This window comes from Fictibacillus sp. Mic-4, assembly GCF_049843615.1.
Classification (GTDB): domain Bacteria; phylum Bacillota; class Bacilli; order Bacillales; family Fictibacillaceae; genus Fictibacillus_A; species Fictibacillus_A gelatini.
On the sequence record NZ_JBBHZM010000001.1, the window covers coordinates 137984 to 152205 of the forward strand.

Below are 14222 nucleotides of genomic sequence, written 5' to 3' on the forward strand. Positions count from 1 at the left end.
TCATTTAGACAATCATTTACTAGATGTAGGCAACAAGAAATTAACGGTCTGTCTATATCCATCAGAAATAACTGTCATAGATTATCTATAAAGATAAATTTTAAGGAGAAAAGATGATGAAAGTAACGTTTATAGTGATTACACTATGCAAGGGCGGGGCCCAGCGAATGCTCGCTGAATTGGCAAACGGCCTGGCACTAAAAGGGCATTGTGTGAGGTTTTTAATGCCGCCAGAAGGAGTCATTGAGTATCCTCTCCATATTGCAGAGGTGGTTCGATCAAAACAATCGATCATTACTGAACAGGATATACCGCATTCGGATATTATTGTTTCAAACTTTTATACAACCGTTGGCCCTGCACAAAATGCAAGCATGCTAGGAAAAGGAAAACACGTTCGTTTAAGCCTTTGTTATGAACCGACATTTCTTCCCGATAATCATGTCTCCTTTCCAACCTATCATTTGAGTAAAAATTTGGTCGTCCTTTCTAAATGGCAACAACAAATCATTGAATTAAATCACGGAATTACGGGGGAAATTGTACCAGTAGGGGTAAGCAATGAATTTTACAACATGGGGATTCGCCAGATGAATAAAAAATTGCAGATCAGTGCGATTATTAGAAGGCCCGAAGGCGGATATTCCTGGCACCGGGAGCAAGAATACTTAATCGAAATGCTTGACCGGGTTAAAGCGCAACATCCATCTGTTCAAATCAATTTAATATGCCCGCCGAATGAATATATTTCCTCCCCCCAGTTAAAACAACTCAGTAGAATGAACAAATACCGCTTCTTAACCCCGAAAGATGATGCTCAGCTCAATTATTATTTAAATTTGACCGATATTTTTGCAAGTTCCTCGACCTTTGATACGGCCTCCCTTCCTGGCCTTGAAGCGATGAAATGCGGAGCGGCTTTAGTTACGACTTATGCAGGGGGAAACACCGATTACTGTGTTCATGAGAAAAATTGCCTTATTTCGTACCGCCATGAAAATCGGTTAAGCGAGGACATCATTCAATTGATTCAAGATGTAGAACTGAGAAAAAAGCTTGCTAATGAAGGAGAAAATGAGGCAAAGAAATGGACGTGGGAAAAAAGCGTGAATCTTTTCGAGCAGGCGATGCTGCATTTTGCAGATGAATAAAGAGTGTTGAGAAAATCATTTCTCAACACTCTGTTATTTAGAGACTGTATGCCACGCCGTTAAATGAGATGGGTCCGATGATGGAAGCGGAGTTTAAAAGCGGATTTTCAAGTTCAACAGTTACAAAATAGGCATGATTTCCAACTGGCACATTTAAATCTACGGCTTGAAAAGATATGGTCTGAGGTTGTCCTAAAGCAACTTCAACCCGGCTCCGCGTCGTAAATATGACCGTTGTATCTCTGACAATTTTGAACAATAGTGTCGGAAGAGCAAGTGTTGTAGTAACTCCAGCCGTAAAGCTGAGCATGATTTTATTCGTAGAAACATACGGGCTTAATCCAAACTCGGCAACTTTTACAGGTGAAGCTGTAACTGGAATATTAGTAGACGCACTTCCATTGTTAGGCTGGCTTGAGCCTGTATCTAAAACGGTAGCCATTAACATCCCCCCTTTCTATTTTTAAATGTATGAAAATTTTAAAAAATGGCTTGTACTCCATTATCAATTTTTATGAAAGTTTAATAGATTCAGCGCGTTAACAAAAAAAGCCTGCGGGATTGTTTATTTTATGATAAAAATATTGCCCTTTTTGGTGATTTTAGTAGATCGTCTATACATTCAAAACTACTATTCATACTCTATTATGAAAAAAAACAAAAGGGGATTAAAACTCAGATGCGTATAATGACGATTTTAGGGACTCGCCCTGAAATCATCCGACTCAATTTAATCATTAAGAAGCTGGACCAACTGGCAGAAAAACATATTGTCGTCCACACGGGGCAAAACTTCACTTATTCGTTAAATGATGTGTTTTTTAAAGAGTTAAATGTCCGCCATCCAGACTATGTTTTAAGCCAGCAGCAAAATTCCTTAGGAAAACAACTTTCACTCATGTTCAGGGAGCTTGAAGTTATTTTTGAAAAGGAAAGGCCGGATAAAGTGCTCGTTCTTGGCGATACGAATAGTGCATTATCGGCCATTTTAGCGGAACGAATGAATATCCCGGTTTACCATATGGAAGCTGGCAACCGCTGTTACGACTTGCGCGTTCCGGAAGAAAAGAACCGTAAAATCATTGATGCCGTATCGTCCTATAATTTGCCGTATACACCGAAAAGCCGTGAAAATTTGCTAAAAGAAGGTGTGCCTGTAAACCGGATCTTCATGTCAGGCAATCCGATTTATGAAGTGTTGGAATATTATAAAGAACCGATTGATGGAAGCGATAAACTAGAAAAGCTTCAATTGAAAGAACGGGAGTTTTTTCTCGTGACGATTCATCGCGCGGAAAATGTCGATGATGTCGATCATCTAAAAGAAATTTTCGAAGGCTTAAATCATGTAGCCAAAACTCATCAACGAAGGATGGTTTGCAGCATTCACCCGCGAACGAGATCAAAGCTGGAAAACCTTTCAACGCTAAAACTCGATCCATTGGTCGAATTTTATGAACCATTCGGTTTCTTTGATTTCGTGAAATTAGAGAAAAATGCATTATGTGTCTTGACCGACAGCGGAACGGTGCAGGAAGAATGCTGCTTGTTCCATGTCCCGACCGTAACGGTGAGAAACAGCACCGAAAGGCCCGAAACGGTAGAGTGCGGAAGCAATATTGTCTCTGGTGTAAACAAAAAAAGTATAGAGGAAGCGGTTCAGGTGATGATCAGTCAACATAATGTTTGGGACTTTCCGGAGGGCTATTTTGACCCGAACGTTTCCGAGAAAGTGGTTAAATTTTTAGTTGGAGGGACTACAGGTTGAAAAACAAAACGATATTAATAACTGGAGGAACGGGGTCATGGGGCCATGAGTTAGTAAAACAGCTGCTCCCGAAAAATCCCCGGGAAATTCGCATCCTCTCGAGAAATGAAGCGAGCCAGGTAGAAATGCAGCGTTACTTTGAAAACAATTCGAAGCTTAAATTTATTATTGGTGATATCCGAGAGCTGGATGGATTAATGAAAGCATCCGAAAAAGTCGATTATGTCTATCACCTCGCAGCGTTAAAACATGTTCCGATTTGCGAGCATCAGCCATATGAAGCATTGAAAACGAATATTATCGGAACGCAAAACGTCATCGAAGCCGCAATCGCCAATAAAGTAAACAAAGTGATTTATATTTCTACAGATAAAGCGGCAAATCCGGCTAACTTTTACGGAATGACAAAAGCGATTGGCGAAAAGCTTATTATTCATGCCAATTTGCTGAATTCGGATACAAAATTCGTATGTGTGCGCGGAGGAAACGTATTAGGAACAAATGGAAGTGTCATTCATGTCTTTAAAAATCAAATTCAAAAAGGCTATGTCGGGATTACAGATAAGCGAATGACAAGATTTTTCCTTACGCTGGAAGATGCAATCAAACTGCTATTTAAAGCAACAGATGAGGCGCAGGGCGGAGAAATTTTTGTGATGAAAATGCCGACGTGCAAAATTTTAGATCTTGCAGAAGTATTAATGGAAGCATCCGGAAAAAAAGACGTGAAAATTAAAGAACTTGGCATCAGGCCGGGGGAAAAATTGCACGAAATTTTGCTTTCAGAATTCGAAAGCGATTCGACCGTTTATTTTGACAATGAATATTTCGTTATTCTTCCGACGATTAAAATTGAAGGCTTATATGAACATTATTCTACTTTTAAAAAAGTTGAATTAAAAAGTTACAGTTCTTCGGAAAACTTAATGACGAAAGAAGAAATTAAAAAAATGCTTGAAAAAGGCAGGTTTTTGCCGTGAAACTATTGCTCCTTGGCGGCGGCGGAATGGCAGGGCATGTAATCGCAGGCTATTTAAAAAAGCATACGGATGATGATATTTATGTCACTTCAAGGGACAAAAAGCAACACAATCATATTCATTTAGATGCGACAGATTTTAATGAGCTCAAAGAAATTATAACGAACATTCAACCTGACTTCGTCATTAACTGCATCGGAGTCTTAAACGAGTTCGCGGCGATCCGTAAACGTGAAGCGATCATTCTTAATAGTTTATTGCCCCATGAACTTGTAAGACTATTAGATTCATACGGCGGCAAATTGATTCATATTAGTACCGATTGCGTGTTTAGCGGCTCGAAAGGAAACTATCCAGAATCGAGCGAACCGGATGGCATTACAGTATATGCAAGAACGAAAGCCCTGGGCGAAGTGAAAGAGGGAAGCCATTTAACGATTCGAACATCGATTATCGGACCGGAATTAAAAGACGGGATCGGGCTTTTCCACTGGTTTATGAACCAGAAAGGAGAGATTCGCGGCTTTACGAAAGTGTATTGGAATGGAGTTACGACGCTGGAACTTGCGAAATTTATAACGTATGCGTTTAAGCAAGAACTCACAGGCTTATATCATTTGACAGCGCCGGAAAAAGTTTCGAAATATGAATTGCTGAAAATCATCCAGGACGTTTTCCAGAAGGAAGATGTTGTCATCAAGCCACATTCAGAACTGTTTCTCGACCGTACATTGCTCAATACGAGGGAAGACATCAACTACAAAGTGCCCTCCTATAAAAAAATGCTTCAAGAGCTAAAAGCCTGGATGGATGCCTCATGAAACCGGGCTCTACCATTTTAATTACAGGAGCAAACGGATTTACCGGCCAGCATGCATGCCGGTATTTTTATAAAAAAGGGATGAACGTCATTGGGCAATCGAGGAGTAAGAATGCGGGGGGCGCCCCATGGAAAATCATTCAATGCGATCTTTCGAATTTATCTTCTGTTCAGCTCCTCATAGAGCGAACTTCGCCAGAATATGTCCTTCATTTAGCAGGGATGAATTCCGTCGCGGAATCATGGTCAGAGCCGACTAAGGCAATTGAAGCCAATGTCATTGCCACCCTTTATTTATTGGAAGCACTTCGGACGGCCGCCACTTTACAAAAAGTCGTTCTCGTTACGTCGGCTTTAGAATTTCAACCGGGTATCGGTTCGGTTCCGCCACACCCGTACAGTCTAAGCAAAACGATGCAAAACCTCCTTGCTGCCTCCTGGGCACCTCTTTTTCACCAGCCCATTGTCATTGCGAAACCGTCAAATTTAATCGGTCCAGGTCCTTCAAAAGGCGTCATATCGACGTTCGCCAAAAAAATAGTCGCAATAGAAAAAGGCGAAGAGGAAAATAGAATAGAAGTGAGCAATTTAAACAACAAACGTGATTTCCTTGATGTAAGGGATGCAATTGTTGCCTATGATTTGCTCTTTCAGTCCGGCAAAGTAGGCGTTGTTTATGGGATCGCCTCCGGCAGGGAGATTTCCTTGCAGCAAGTTCTAAATCTATTACAAAAAGAAACAACGGTAGAGCTAAGTATCGTTGAAACCGATAATAACGGGAAGGATCACTTTTTAAAAGTGGATACGACGCTCATAAACCAATTAGGATGGCGGCCTAAAATACCATTTGAACAATCCGTCAAGGATGTTTTCCATTCTTTTCGACAAAAACATTAAGACCACTTTATTGGAAGTGGTCTTAATGTTTTATTGCGCTTTATTCGGTTTCCACGTCACTTTGCCGCAATTTTTGCAGCCTTTCTTTTTTTTCGGGGTGAACAATGTTTTTTTTGCAGCCGCTTCTTTAGTTTTCCTTCGTTTTACTTCTCGGTATAGTTCGTGGATGTTACTTTTTTTCAAGATTCATCTCTCCTCCTATTGAACGTACTGTTATCATATTCTTGAGAGCGGGGCTGGGTGTACCTTCTCGGAAGAAATGGGTTGATGACGGTTGTTGATTTATTCGGTGCCCTGGAAAATGGCGAGATGGGCGAAGTTTTATTATTCGCTTCATGGCGCTTAAATGGATTAATAGGGTTATCGTTTGTTGGATTTTTTACAAGACTCTGGCTTCTTTTCGTGGAATAGGAATATTCAAAAGAACTAGCCTTAGCCGATTTTGGCGGCGTTGATGGTTGAGTTTTGAACTCGTCAAACGGAGGAAACGCCGGCCAATTCATTTGTTTTTCAGTCTTATTTCTATTTGCCATAGGAGCCGCCTCTTCGATGGCCGGAATGGTTAATAGTTTTGCAAAGTAAGGGTTTACTTTCATCAGCACACGGCGGACAAGTAGTGAATATGTCTTGCGATCAACATTTGAAAGGGACCTGAATTCGGAACGGAGAGCGGATTGGATAAGGATGTAGGCATTCCATTCACAAAGGTAGGATTCATACTTTGGCGGTATGAAAATGGTAATCGGCCCGGACTTTCGCTTTACGTTAATATTTTTATGAATGCTCCGTTGAATAGGCAGTTCTGTTTGCAAGGCGGGCTGTATGTAGATGAGCTTTTGATCAGCCGTCCGAATAGCTAGCGGGGTAGGATATTGATCGATCACTTCGATAAATAAGCGTTGATCACAATCGTCTTGGAGCTTCTCTGTTAATTGAATTTCCGTATGTTCAAGCAACATCTTCAACCGGTTGAGCTGGTTAGCCGATAAACCAATAATGCCTATTTTTAATCCTTTAAGCCCACCGAATAGCTCATTTTGTTTCCTGTCCAGCGCAAGTCCCCAGTAAGGAGAGAGCAATAGCAATTGTTCGAGTTCACCATGATTCAGATCCTCTAGTTTTTTGTTGTTCCAATAGATGATCCCCACAAGTTATCCTCCCTTGATTTACCCGAAAAATAGGCGAGTTTTCTGGTGTCATAACCTATTGTATTCCCATAGTATGTATGGAATCTTCAGATCATGATGAGGAAAGGAAGGGACACAATGGGAAAACACCATAAACCGATCCCGAAGGCTGCGAATTCCCTTCAGGATGAGTGTATACGAGTGCAGAAAGTGTACGACTGGGTGACGGATACACTTTCGGTGACAAAAAGAATCGCTTTCTCCCATGAAGAAATGAGAAGGATCGAAGAGGCGATGGAAGACCCTGGCCGCCGCCCGCTAAGAATTAAGTGTAAAACGCCAAGAACTCCACCTGCCTTCCCATTAAGCAACGATCATCACCATAAATGCGTCTCCGAACATTTTAATTGTGAGCAAATCGGGGAAAAAAGAGATGTAACAGTTGCAGTAAATGGCGGCTTTGCAGATGCCCAGCTTGTTGAATTGTTGTTCACATCAGATGTCATTATAGAAGTGGTTGACCGGCATGGAGAAATTGTTACAGATATTCTGGTGAACGCTTCAGTCTTAGAATCATTTGTGCTTTGTTTCCCGGATGGAACAGATCTCTTCTGCAGAATTACGAAAATCCTTTGCAAAATCCCGACAGGAACCGTTCTATTAAATTCACCATGTCCATCGCACTTTACGATCGAAGTGACATTTTGCATCGACATTCAAGTAGAAGCTGAGGTTAAACTCGAAGTACTCGCTAAATTCTGTACGCCAAGAAGCAATGACTTAGTATCATCTGTTGAAGATAATGATGTTTGCCCAGATATCAGCTTCCCTGAACAATGTCCGGGAATTTTCCCAAGACCGAATTGTGATTGTGCAGCAAGCGGGGAAGCTAATGGGATGACGGGTGAAAACGCATCGGAAAGAGGACGATTGGCAGTTCTTGCTGACATTTGCCCGAATTGCAGCATTCATGACAGCTCATTGCGCTTTACTTTCGAAGATCTTGATACGAGCGACGGCCAAAAGAATTTTACATTTACAGCTACCGACTTTGATCAAGAAACATTATGCTGCGAAGAATTTAAAGGCGGACTTAAGTTAACCATTTCCGGTACCGGAAGGTTGGGAGATGGGGAAGAATTCGACTTTAACTTTGCGGCAGTAGACAGCAAGTCAGGTGATTTATTCCAGCTACAATTAATTAACGATCGTGGAGTCACCGTATTTGAATCTGGAATTGTCAGTGTAGAAGAAGGTAATTTAACCGTGTCAGATTGTGTAACATTTGAAGATATTAAATTTAAACCACAACCATAAATGAAATGATCTGAAGAGTGAAAAGAGCGGGAGGTGCATCTCGCTCTTTTTCATAAAAATAAATGAAATAAAAATGAACGAATGCATTTTACATACATAATATAATGATGGGAGCCTATGTTGAAGGGGGAATCGGGATGAATTCTCAAAAAGAGCGTTTGAGCTATGACCGCTTAATTTCACGAACGCAGTATTACCAGGAAAAAACGCTTGATCTTGAAAGGAAGCTTGTATTTGCTGAAGAGACGATCGAACGTCTGCAATCCGAATTGAAGGCTGCCTCGCGAGAAAAAGAACTTGAAGAAAAGGAAATGGAAATTCAAAAGTTAAAAGTGGAGTTAGAAAACGTATATAGCCAGTTAAATGAAGCGAAAAAAGTGAACCATGAACAACGAATATTAGATTACGAAGATTTGCTTAGCAAGATTCAGGTTGAAATCAACGAAAAGGATCAACTTCTTGAATCGTACCAACAACGGATAAAGGGTCTTGAAAAAAGGTTGAATTTGAGAAAAAATGTGGATCGCACGTTACTGAACTTTCCGGAAAATGGATCGGGCACGTTAGTTGAAAAAGCAGATTTTAACAGCATTTGTTATTTCAATAGTTCGGTCATATTTAACGAAAATCGGACCGGGATCATTAAAGGTTCTTTCCATATGGAGAATACGGGCATTCAGCCGCTTGAAAATCCATACATCTGTTTTCGTTTTCAGCCGGAGGAAGCATGCATCTTAAAAGGAAAAATATTCTCTCCAGAACTTCATACTGCCAATAGCGATCAGCTGGCGAATTTTGGATGGATGTTCATGGATAATGAATGGGCGAATGCGGCAAAAGAACGAGGAGAAATATGGATATGCCCTATCCAGGAAACGAAGATTTTACCGGGTGAATCTTTAGCTGTTCAAGATTTCCAGATCCCATTTAAAAAAGATATCGATCACAACATTATCGTAGAAGCCTTTGTCTTTTATAACAAGCAACAATATAAGGTGAAGGCGGTGAATCACATCGCTGTAAACTTTTAACAGAGGATGTTCAAAAAGTCCGGGAAACATTACGGTCGGATTTCTTTGTTGGCTTGCTATTCCGTTGCTCACGTATTAAATGTATACGTTCCGCTACTCAAAGCTGCGCCGCCGTGAACTCCTCCGTCCTGTTTGTCCTCCTTTTTGAACAGGATGATTGAAAAAAAGTATTAGAAACATCATTCAAGATGTTCCTAATACTTTTTTCATGGCAACATGGGGTATATCCGCATCAAGAAAGGTTTCTTCTGAGATGAGATCATATCCCAATTTTTTGTAAAAATCTTTTGCCTGTACTTGTGCATATAATAGAAGTGCAGGATATTGGTTTTTCACTGCGACCTGCTCCATGTGCCTCATCATTAACGCACCGAGATTTTTATTTCGGTATGACTTAAGAATGCAGACACGCTCTACTTTAGCGCCGTCATCTATAGGGCGCAGCCTTGCAGCGCCAACGGGTTTATCCTCATCATAAAGGACAAAATGGAGAGACTCCGCTTCACGTTCATCAATTTCAAGTTCTTCAGGCACATTTTGCTCTTGTACGAAAACTTCTTTCCGGACTTCGAGCGCATCTTTGTAAGCGCTATCAGATGTTGTTACAATGGAAAATTTCATGGTTACTTTCCTCCCAGCTTAAACTCTCGATAAGGTAACCAGTTGCCTTTTTCGGACTTTCTTAGCAAATGGATGCTTTCAACTACTTCCTGGTGCCTGATATCGAGCATTTTTAAGCGTTCCAACACATCCGCATGTTCAATATCGGATAATTTTTGAGCCAATGTTAAATGAGGCACAAAATTATAGCGCTCTTCATTTTCTAGTGGGCCTGAATAAAAGGCATCATGCAATGCACGTAAATCATGCCCATCGTTCACTTTTAAATAAATAACATTGTTTACGGGATGGAAGGAACCAACCTTTTCAATCGTAATTTCAAATGGAGGAACATTTTTGGTGATTCTTTCGATGTAGTCAACGATATTATCAATTTCTGAGTCAGATGCATCAAAGCTTTCCTTTAGCGTAATATGTGCAGCAATCCATGCATAGTGCGGGTCATAACGTTTTCGATAAGAATTCACTTTTTCTTGCAGCTCTTTTGATGGGAAAATAACGATACCATATCTCATATAATTTCCTCCTTTGCATTATGCTAAAAGCGAGCGGCGACTTTATAGTGGGCAAAAATCGCTACGAAGTTCATAAATACTGCTGCTGCTTTTTATTAGTATAGCAAATATTCCTACAGTTTCCCAGTTTGGCTATAATCCGTAACAAAATTTTAACGCGGGATAAAGGTCTTTCTGCCAGTTTGCCCAAAGATGATTACCGTTAAATTCAGTATAGCGATACTCAAGCTGCTTATTAGAAAGGACAGAATGTAATGTTCTGTTCGGTGTTAAAAAATCTTTAATGCCTCCCGCGGGGCTTTTAAACTGATGCTCCTCATCGCCAATCGAATGATAAATCGTAAGTAGATCCAACGTGTTCGCAGTCTCGGCCATATGTATGATGTCATTGTCAATAAAAGGTGATTGTAAAATTAATTTGCCAAACGTTCTCGGGAAGAGAAGTCCGGCTTTAAGAGCAACATAGCCGCCAAGGGAGTCGCCCATTAAGCCAAATCCGGCTCCAAGCAAATACGTAGCGAAATGTTCATTGATGAATGGAACGAGTTCAAAAGCGAGAAACCGCAAATAGCTTTCATGTTTCTCCCCTTCAGGGTGGTATTTGGCTGGACGATCTTTGCCGCGATTATGATCAACTGCAACGATGATTAATTCCTCAATTTCTTTTTGGCGAATGAGTTCATCTGCCGTGCTCGCAAGCTTCCCGAGTCGAAAATAATCCTGGCCGTCCTGGGCAATAAGTACAGGATATTTATATAAAGGAGAATAGTTTTCAGGATAGTAGATCAACAGCCGGATTTCTTCTTTTAATGTATTGCTGTAGATCATTTGTTCTTTTATTTCGCCATTTATGGTAGCCATTCAAATCCCCCAATTGTCAAAAGTCGAGTGTTGTTTGCCGTTTCATTGTATCATAAATGCTATAATGGAAAAAATAGCACCATCCGTCGAAAATACTGATATAGAGGTGAGTTAGATGAGAAAGCGTATTTCTAGTCGTGAAGTAGAAATTGCTGCAAGAACATTATTAGCTGAGCGTGGTGTGAAAGTAACGGATATTGCCGAAATTGTTTATGAAATGCAGGCGCCGTTTTCACCGAATTTGACGATGGAAGAATGTATTGAAAGCGTTGAGGCTGTTCTGATGAAACGAGAAATCCAACATGCCTTATTGGTCGGCATTGAGCTTGACAAACTTGCCGAAGAAAGGAAGCTTTCAGAGCCGCTGCAATCCATAATTGAAACAGATGAAGGGCTTTTTGGCGTGGATGAAACGATCGCCTTAGGCGCCGTCTTTGGCTATGGAAGCATAGCGGTGACTACGTTTGGTTATCTCGATAAATATAAGACCGGAATCATTCGCAGCCTTGATACGAAAACAACCAATAGAGTGCATACGTTTTTAGATGATTTAGTTGGAAGCATTGCGGCAAATGCGTCGAGTAGATTAGCTCACCGGCTCAGGGATAAGGAAGAAAGGCTGTCTTTAGAGGAAATACGCAAGCATGATCAGGAAGAGAAAATCGGCTAAAAAGCGTGAGCTGCCTGATCCTATCAGGGTTGGGCAGTTGGGGTTTAATTTTTTTATAAAAAACTCTTGCAAAAATTCATTAAGCCATATATAATAAAACTTGTCCGATACAAAAGAATACATAGTTAATCATGAGCCGTTAGTTCAGCGGGAGAATGCCACCTTGACAGGGTGGAGGTCACTGGTTCGAACCCAGTACGGCTCATTCCTATTATAGCACTTTGCTTAAAGCAAAGTGCTTTTTATTTAGCAAAACGAAAATTCAGTCTTCCATTTCTTTTATATTAGGCTGAGAACCACTTTTAAACGTTTCTATCGTTTCAGAAAACCCAAAAATACGAGTTTTATTTTCTAAACTAACGAATGTATTGTCCAAACTCTGTGTTCTATTTTCCAAACTACCCAAATTATTGTCCGAACACCGTATTTTATTTCCAATTTGCTGAATGTATTGTCTAAACTAGAGTAATTATTGTCCGAAGGCAATTCGTTGCTTCCGTATCCGTTCTTCGTAAAAACCATCGTGTCTTCCTTCCTACTCGCGTCCAACATCCGCAACTTCAGAACCGTTCCTTGCAATTGGCGGGAATTGTGGATCCTGTCCGGGAAATGACATAGGGGCAGCATGCGGTGATGCTCCGATCATCGCTTTGAGCTCTTCGTATGTTAAATATAATGGCTCCATCGGAAAACCGGTGCTCCACAGCCACCAATCTGCTACCGTCGGGGGAGTGGGGGAGATCGGAAATGGGAAAGCCGGGGAAAACCATTGTCGAACAACGGAATCGTTCATTTTTTCTCTCCCTTTCAAAATGGTCTTATGCCAGTATATGCAAAAAATGAAATAGTTGGGACCAAAAGAAATGCTCAGAATCGTCGCGTAGCCGATTCCGCTCTTCCTCATTATTGTGGACGTTTTGCAGCGATTCCGTCACCTTCAATAGCGGCACGTTCTTCAAAGGCTTTCTCCACTTTTGCCGGAATACGGTTTCTGGAAATTTTATTTTCACCAGAATAACCATTACCTTGAGCCGGTGAGTATTGATTTTTGATGTTTTTCATTTTAGTAGTCCTCCTTGAAGGTATTTTGTGAAAAAAGGCACGTTGTAATGCATTGGACTGTATTATCGGTGTCGTATTGAATAGAATGGCAGCATATATATGAAAACAAAAAAGGAAAGATAGGATGCAATCAAAAAGAAAACTTCCGTTGTATTCGATTCGTATTGAAGAGAAGAATGTTAAAGCGTTAAATAAAGATGTATCGTCTGACCGGCCAGTTCCCGCTAATTTATCGATCAGCAACAGCCGAATCGACAAAATGAAAATTATGATCAGTTATCGTGGAGCCCATATTCGAAAACTGCCTAAAAAATCTTATCAGTGCACATATGTAAAGCCGGATATGTTTTCAGGGGAAAAAGAATTTCATTTGAATGCGGAATACATCGACCACTCCTTTATTCGAAATAAACTATCCTTTCATTTCTTCCAGATGATTGGCTGTCTGGCGCCTGAAGCCAATCATATCCTTCTCGAGATCAATGATGAATTTCAGGGGATATACTTGCGGCTGGAATCCGTCGACCGCTATTTCTTAAAACAAAAAGGTTTGCCGGATGGGGCGATTTATTACGCTGAGAATGATGATGCGAACTTTTCCCTCATTAGCCCTATCGATAACGATGTAAAGGACTCCTTCGATTCGGGCTATAGCCGGAAATACGGTACAAAAGAAGATGATGAAAAACTAAAGCAATTCATCTATAAAATCAATACAGTGCCGCAAGCCCAATTCGGCAAGGAAATCATTAAGCATGTGAATGTGGACAAATATTTGCGCTGGTTGGCCGGCGTTGTTTGCACACAAAATTTTGACGGGTTTATTCATAATTACGCTTTGTATTATCCGAGAGAAACAGGGTTGTTTGAGCTTATTCCATGGGATTATGACGCAACATGGGGAAGGGATATCCACGGCCGGATGTTAGCCTATGATTATATCCCGATCGAAGGCTATAATACGCTAACCGCAAGAATCCTGGACGTTCCGGCTTTCCGAAAACAATATAAAATGTTGATGAGAAAAATTTTAAATCATCAATTTACCTTAGAACAATTAATGCCAGTGATAAATATGATGTACGATCAATTACGGCCATATGTCGATCAAGACCCGTATAAAGGCAAATATTCAGGCCGTTTTGAAAAAGAGCGGCATGTCATTTCACAGTATATTAAACAGCGAAATCGATATTTGAAACAGCATTTATTAGAATTGGATTAAAACGTAAAACTCCATCGCCAAATGATGGAGTTCTGCCATTAAGGAATGTGAATTGACTTAATATGGTGTAAATTAAGAATGACCGTTTCGCCTCGAGCCAGTGTCAATTCAATAGAGTTGCCAATTATTTTTTCGAGTTTGCCGATTTTGCGGCTATCACTGCCAGGGTCGAGGACG

At 40.6% G+C, this 14222-nt stretch carries 17 protein-coding genes and 1 tRNA gene; 10 read left to right on the forward strand and 8 right to left on the reverse strand.

What is annotated here, in order from left to right; genetic code table 11:
- Positions 1 to 113 precede the first annotated feature (113 nt).
- Positions 114 to 1151 (forward strand): glycosyltransferase family 4 protein, encoded by a 1038-nt coding sequence (locus WD019_RS00695; protein WP_425710382.1) that lies wholly within the window; start codon positions 114 to 116, stop codon positions 1149 to 1151.
- A 37-nt stretch (positions 1152 to 1188) separates the two neighbouring features.
- On the opposite strand, the gene WD019_RS00700 is transcribed toward WD019_RS00695, so the two are convergent.
- The gene (locus WD019_RS00700) at positions 1189 to 1593 is read right to left on the reverse strand and encodes a hypothetical protein (protein WP_051291187.1); all 405 of its coding nucleotides are present in this window, start codon (positions 1591 to 1593) and stop codon (positions 1189 to 1191) included.
- A 237-nt stretch (positions 1594 to 1830) separates the two neighbouring features.
- On the opposite strand from WD019_RS00700, the gene wecB reads away from it, so the two are divergent.
- The 4 genes from wecB to WD019_RS00720 are packed head-to-tail and all read left to right on the forward strand — an operon-like array spanning position 1831 to position 5616.
- Entirely contained in the window at positions 1831 to 2919 is a 1089-nt protein-coding gene (wecB, locus tag WD019_RS00705) for a non-hydrolyzing UDP-N-acetylglucosamine 2-epimerase (RefSeq protein ID WP_425710383.1), read from the forward strand.
- Positions 2916 to 3899, forward strand: a complete 984-nt coding sequence (locus tag WD019_RS00710) for a polysaccharide biosynthesis protein (RefSeq protein WP_026676056.1) — start codon at positions 2916 to 2918, stop codon at positions 3897 to 3899. Before wecB ends, WD019_RS00710 begins: the two co-directional genes overlap by 4 nt.
- On the forward strand, positions 3896 to 4720 hold the full coding sequence (locus WD019_RS00715) for a dTDP-4-dehydrorhamnose reductase family protein (RefSeq protein WP_026676055.1): 825 nt from the start codon (positions 3896 to 3898) through the stop codon (positions 4718 to 4720). Before WD019_RS00710 ends, WD019_RS00715 begins: the two co-directional genes overlap by 4 nt.
- Complete coding sequence (locus tag WD019_RS00720; protein WP_026676054.1) at positions 4717 to 5616, forward strand: NAD-dependent epimerase/dehydratase family protein; 900 nt, start codon at positions 4717 to 4719, stop codon at positions 5614 to 5616. The genes WD019_RS00715 and WD019_RS00720 overlap by 4 nt, the downstream gene beginning before the upstream one ends.
- Positions 5617 to 5646: 30 nt before the next feature.
- Here WD019_RS00720 and WD019_RS00725 read toward each other — a convergent pair whose 3' ends face one another.
- Entirely contained in the window at positions 5647 to 5799 is a 153-nt protein-coding gene (locus tag WD019_RS00725; protein ID WP_154657881.1) for a hypothetical protein, read from the reverse strand.
- A complete protein-coding gene (locus WD019_RS00730) occupies positions 5796 to 6764 on the reverse strand; it encodes a hypothetical protein (protein WP_026676053.1) in 969 nt (322 codons plus the stop codon). The genes WD019_RS00725 and WD019_RS00730 overlap by 4 nt, the downstream gene beginning before the upstream one ends.
- Positions 6765 to 6881: 117 nt before the next feature.
- On the opposite strand from WD019_RS00730, the gene WD019_RS00735 reads away from it, so the two are divergent.
- Positions 6882 to 8060: a hypothetical protein gene (locus tag WD019_RS00735; RefSeq protein WP_026676052.1), complete on the forward strand. Its 1179-nt coding sequence runs from the start codon at positions 6882 to 6884 to the stop codon at positions 8058 to 8060.
- A gap of 137 nt (positions 8061 to 8197) precedes the next feature.
- On the forward strand, positions 8198 to 9091 hold the full coding sequence (locus WD019_RS00740) for a hypothetical protein (RefSeq protein WP_026676051.1): 894 nt from the start codon (positions 8198 to 8200) through the stop codon (positions 9089 to 9091).
- A 183-nt stretch (positions 9092 to 9274) separates the two neighbouring features.
- Here WD019_RS00740 and WD019_RS00745 read toward each other — a convergent pair whose 3' ends face one another.
- The 3 genes from WD019_RS00745 to WD019_RS00755 all read right to left on the reverse strand — a co-directional run bounded on the left by WD019_RS00745 (position 9275) and on the right by WD019_RS00755 (position 11088).
- The gene (locus WD019_RS00745) at positions 9275 to 9712 is read right to left on the reverse strand and encodes a GNAT family N-acetyltransferase (RefSeq protein WP_026676050.1); all 438 of its coding nucleotides are present in this window, start codon (positions 9710 to 9712) and stop codon (positions 9275 to 9277) included.
- Positions 9713 to 9714: 2 nt separating this feature from the next.
- Positions 9715 to 10227, reverse strand: a complete 513-nt coding sequence (locus tag WD019_RS00750) for a 2'-5' RNA ligase family protein (protein WP_026676049.1) — start codon at positions 10225 to 10227, stop codon at positions 9715 to 9717.
- Positions 10228 to 10359: 132 nt separating this feature from the next.
- Positions 10360 to 11088: an alpha/beta hydrolase gene (locus WD019_RS00755; protein ID WP_026676048.1), complete on the reverse strand. Its 729-nt coding sequence runs from the start codon at positions 11086 to 11088 to the stop codon at positions 10360 to 10362.
- Positions 11089 to 11203: 115 nt separating this feature from the next.
- On the opposite strand from WD019_RS00755, the gene WD019_RS00760 reads away from it, so the two are divergent.
- Positions 11204 to 11758 carry a phosphatidylglycerophosphatase A family protein gene (locus WD019_RS00760; protein ID WP_425710384.1) on the forward strand — a complete coding sequence of 185 codons (555 nt, stop codon included), beginning with the start codon at positions 11204 to 11206 and terminating at the stop codon, positions 11756 to 11758.
- A gap of 133 nt (positions 11759 to 11891) precedes the next feature.
- A tRNA-Val gene (locus WD019_RS00765) sits at positions 11892 to 11963 on the forward strand.
- A 330-nt stretch (positions 11964 to 12293) separates the two neighbouring features.
- Here WD019_RS00765 and WD019_RS00770 read toward each other — a convergent pair.
- Both WD019_RS00770 and WD019_RS00775 read right to left on the reverse strand, forming a co-directional pair.
- Positions 12294 to 12551 (reverse strand): hypothetical protein, encoded by a 258-nt coding sequence (locus WD019_RS00770; protein WP_154657880.1) that lies wholly within the window; start codon positions 12549 to 12551, stop codon positions 12294 to 12296.
- A 110-nt stretch (positions 12552 to 12661) separates the two neighbouring features.
- Positions 12662 to 12820 carry a hypothetical protein gene (locus WD019_RS00775; RefSeq protein WP_425710385.1) on the reverse strand — a complete coding sequence of 53 codons (159 nt, stop codon included), beginning with the start codon at positions 12818 to 12820 and terminating at the stop codon, positions 12662 to 12664.
- A gap of 124 nt (positions 12821 to 12944) precedes the next feature.
- On the opposite strand from WD019_RS00775, the gene WD019_RS00780 reads away from it, so the two are divergent.
- Entirely contained in the window at positions 12945 to 14045 is a 1101-nt protein-coding gene (locus WD019_RS00780) for a CotH kinase family protein (RefSeq protein ID WP_425710386.1), read from the forward strand.
- The last annotated feature ends 177 nt before the right edge of the window (positions 14046 to 14222 follow it).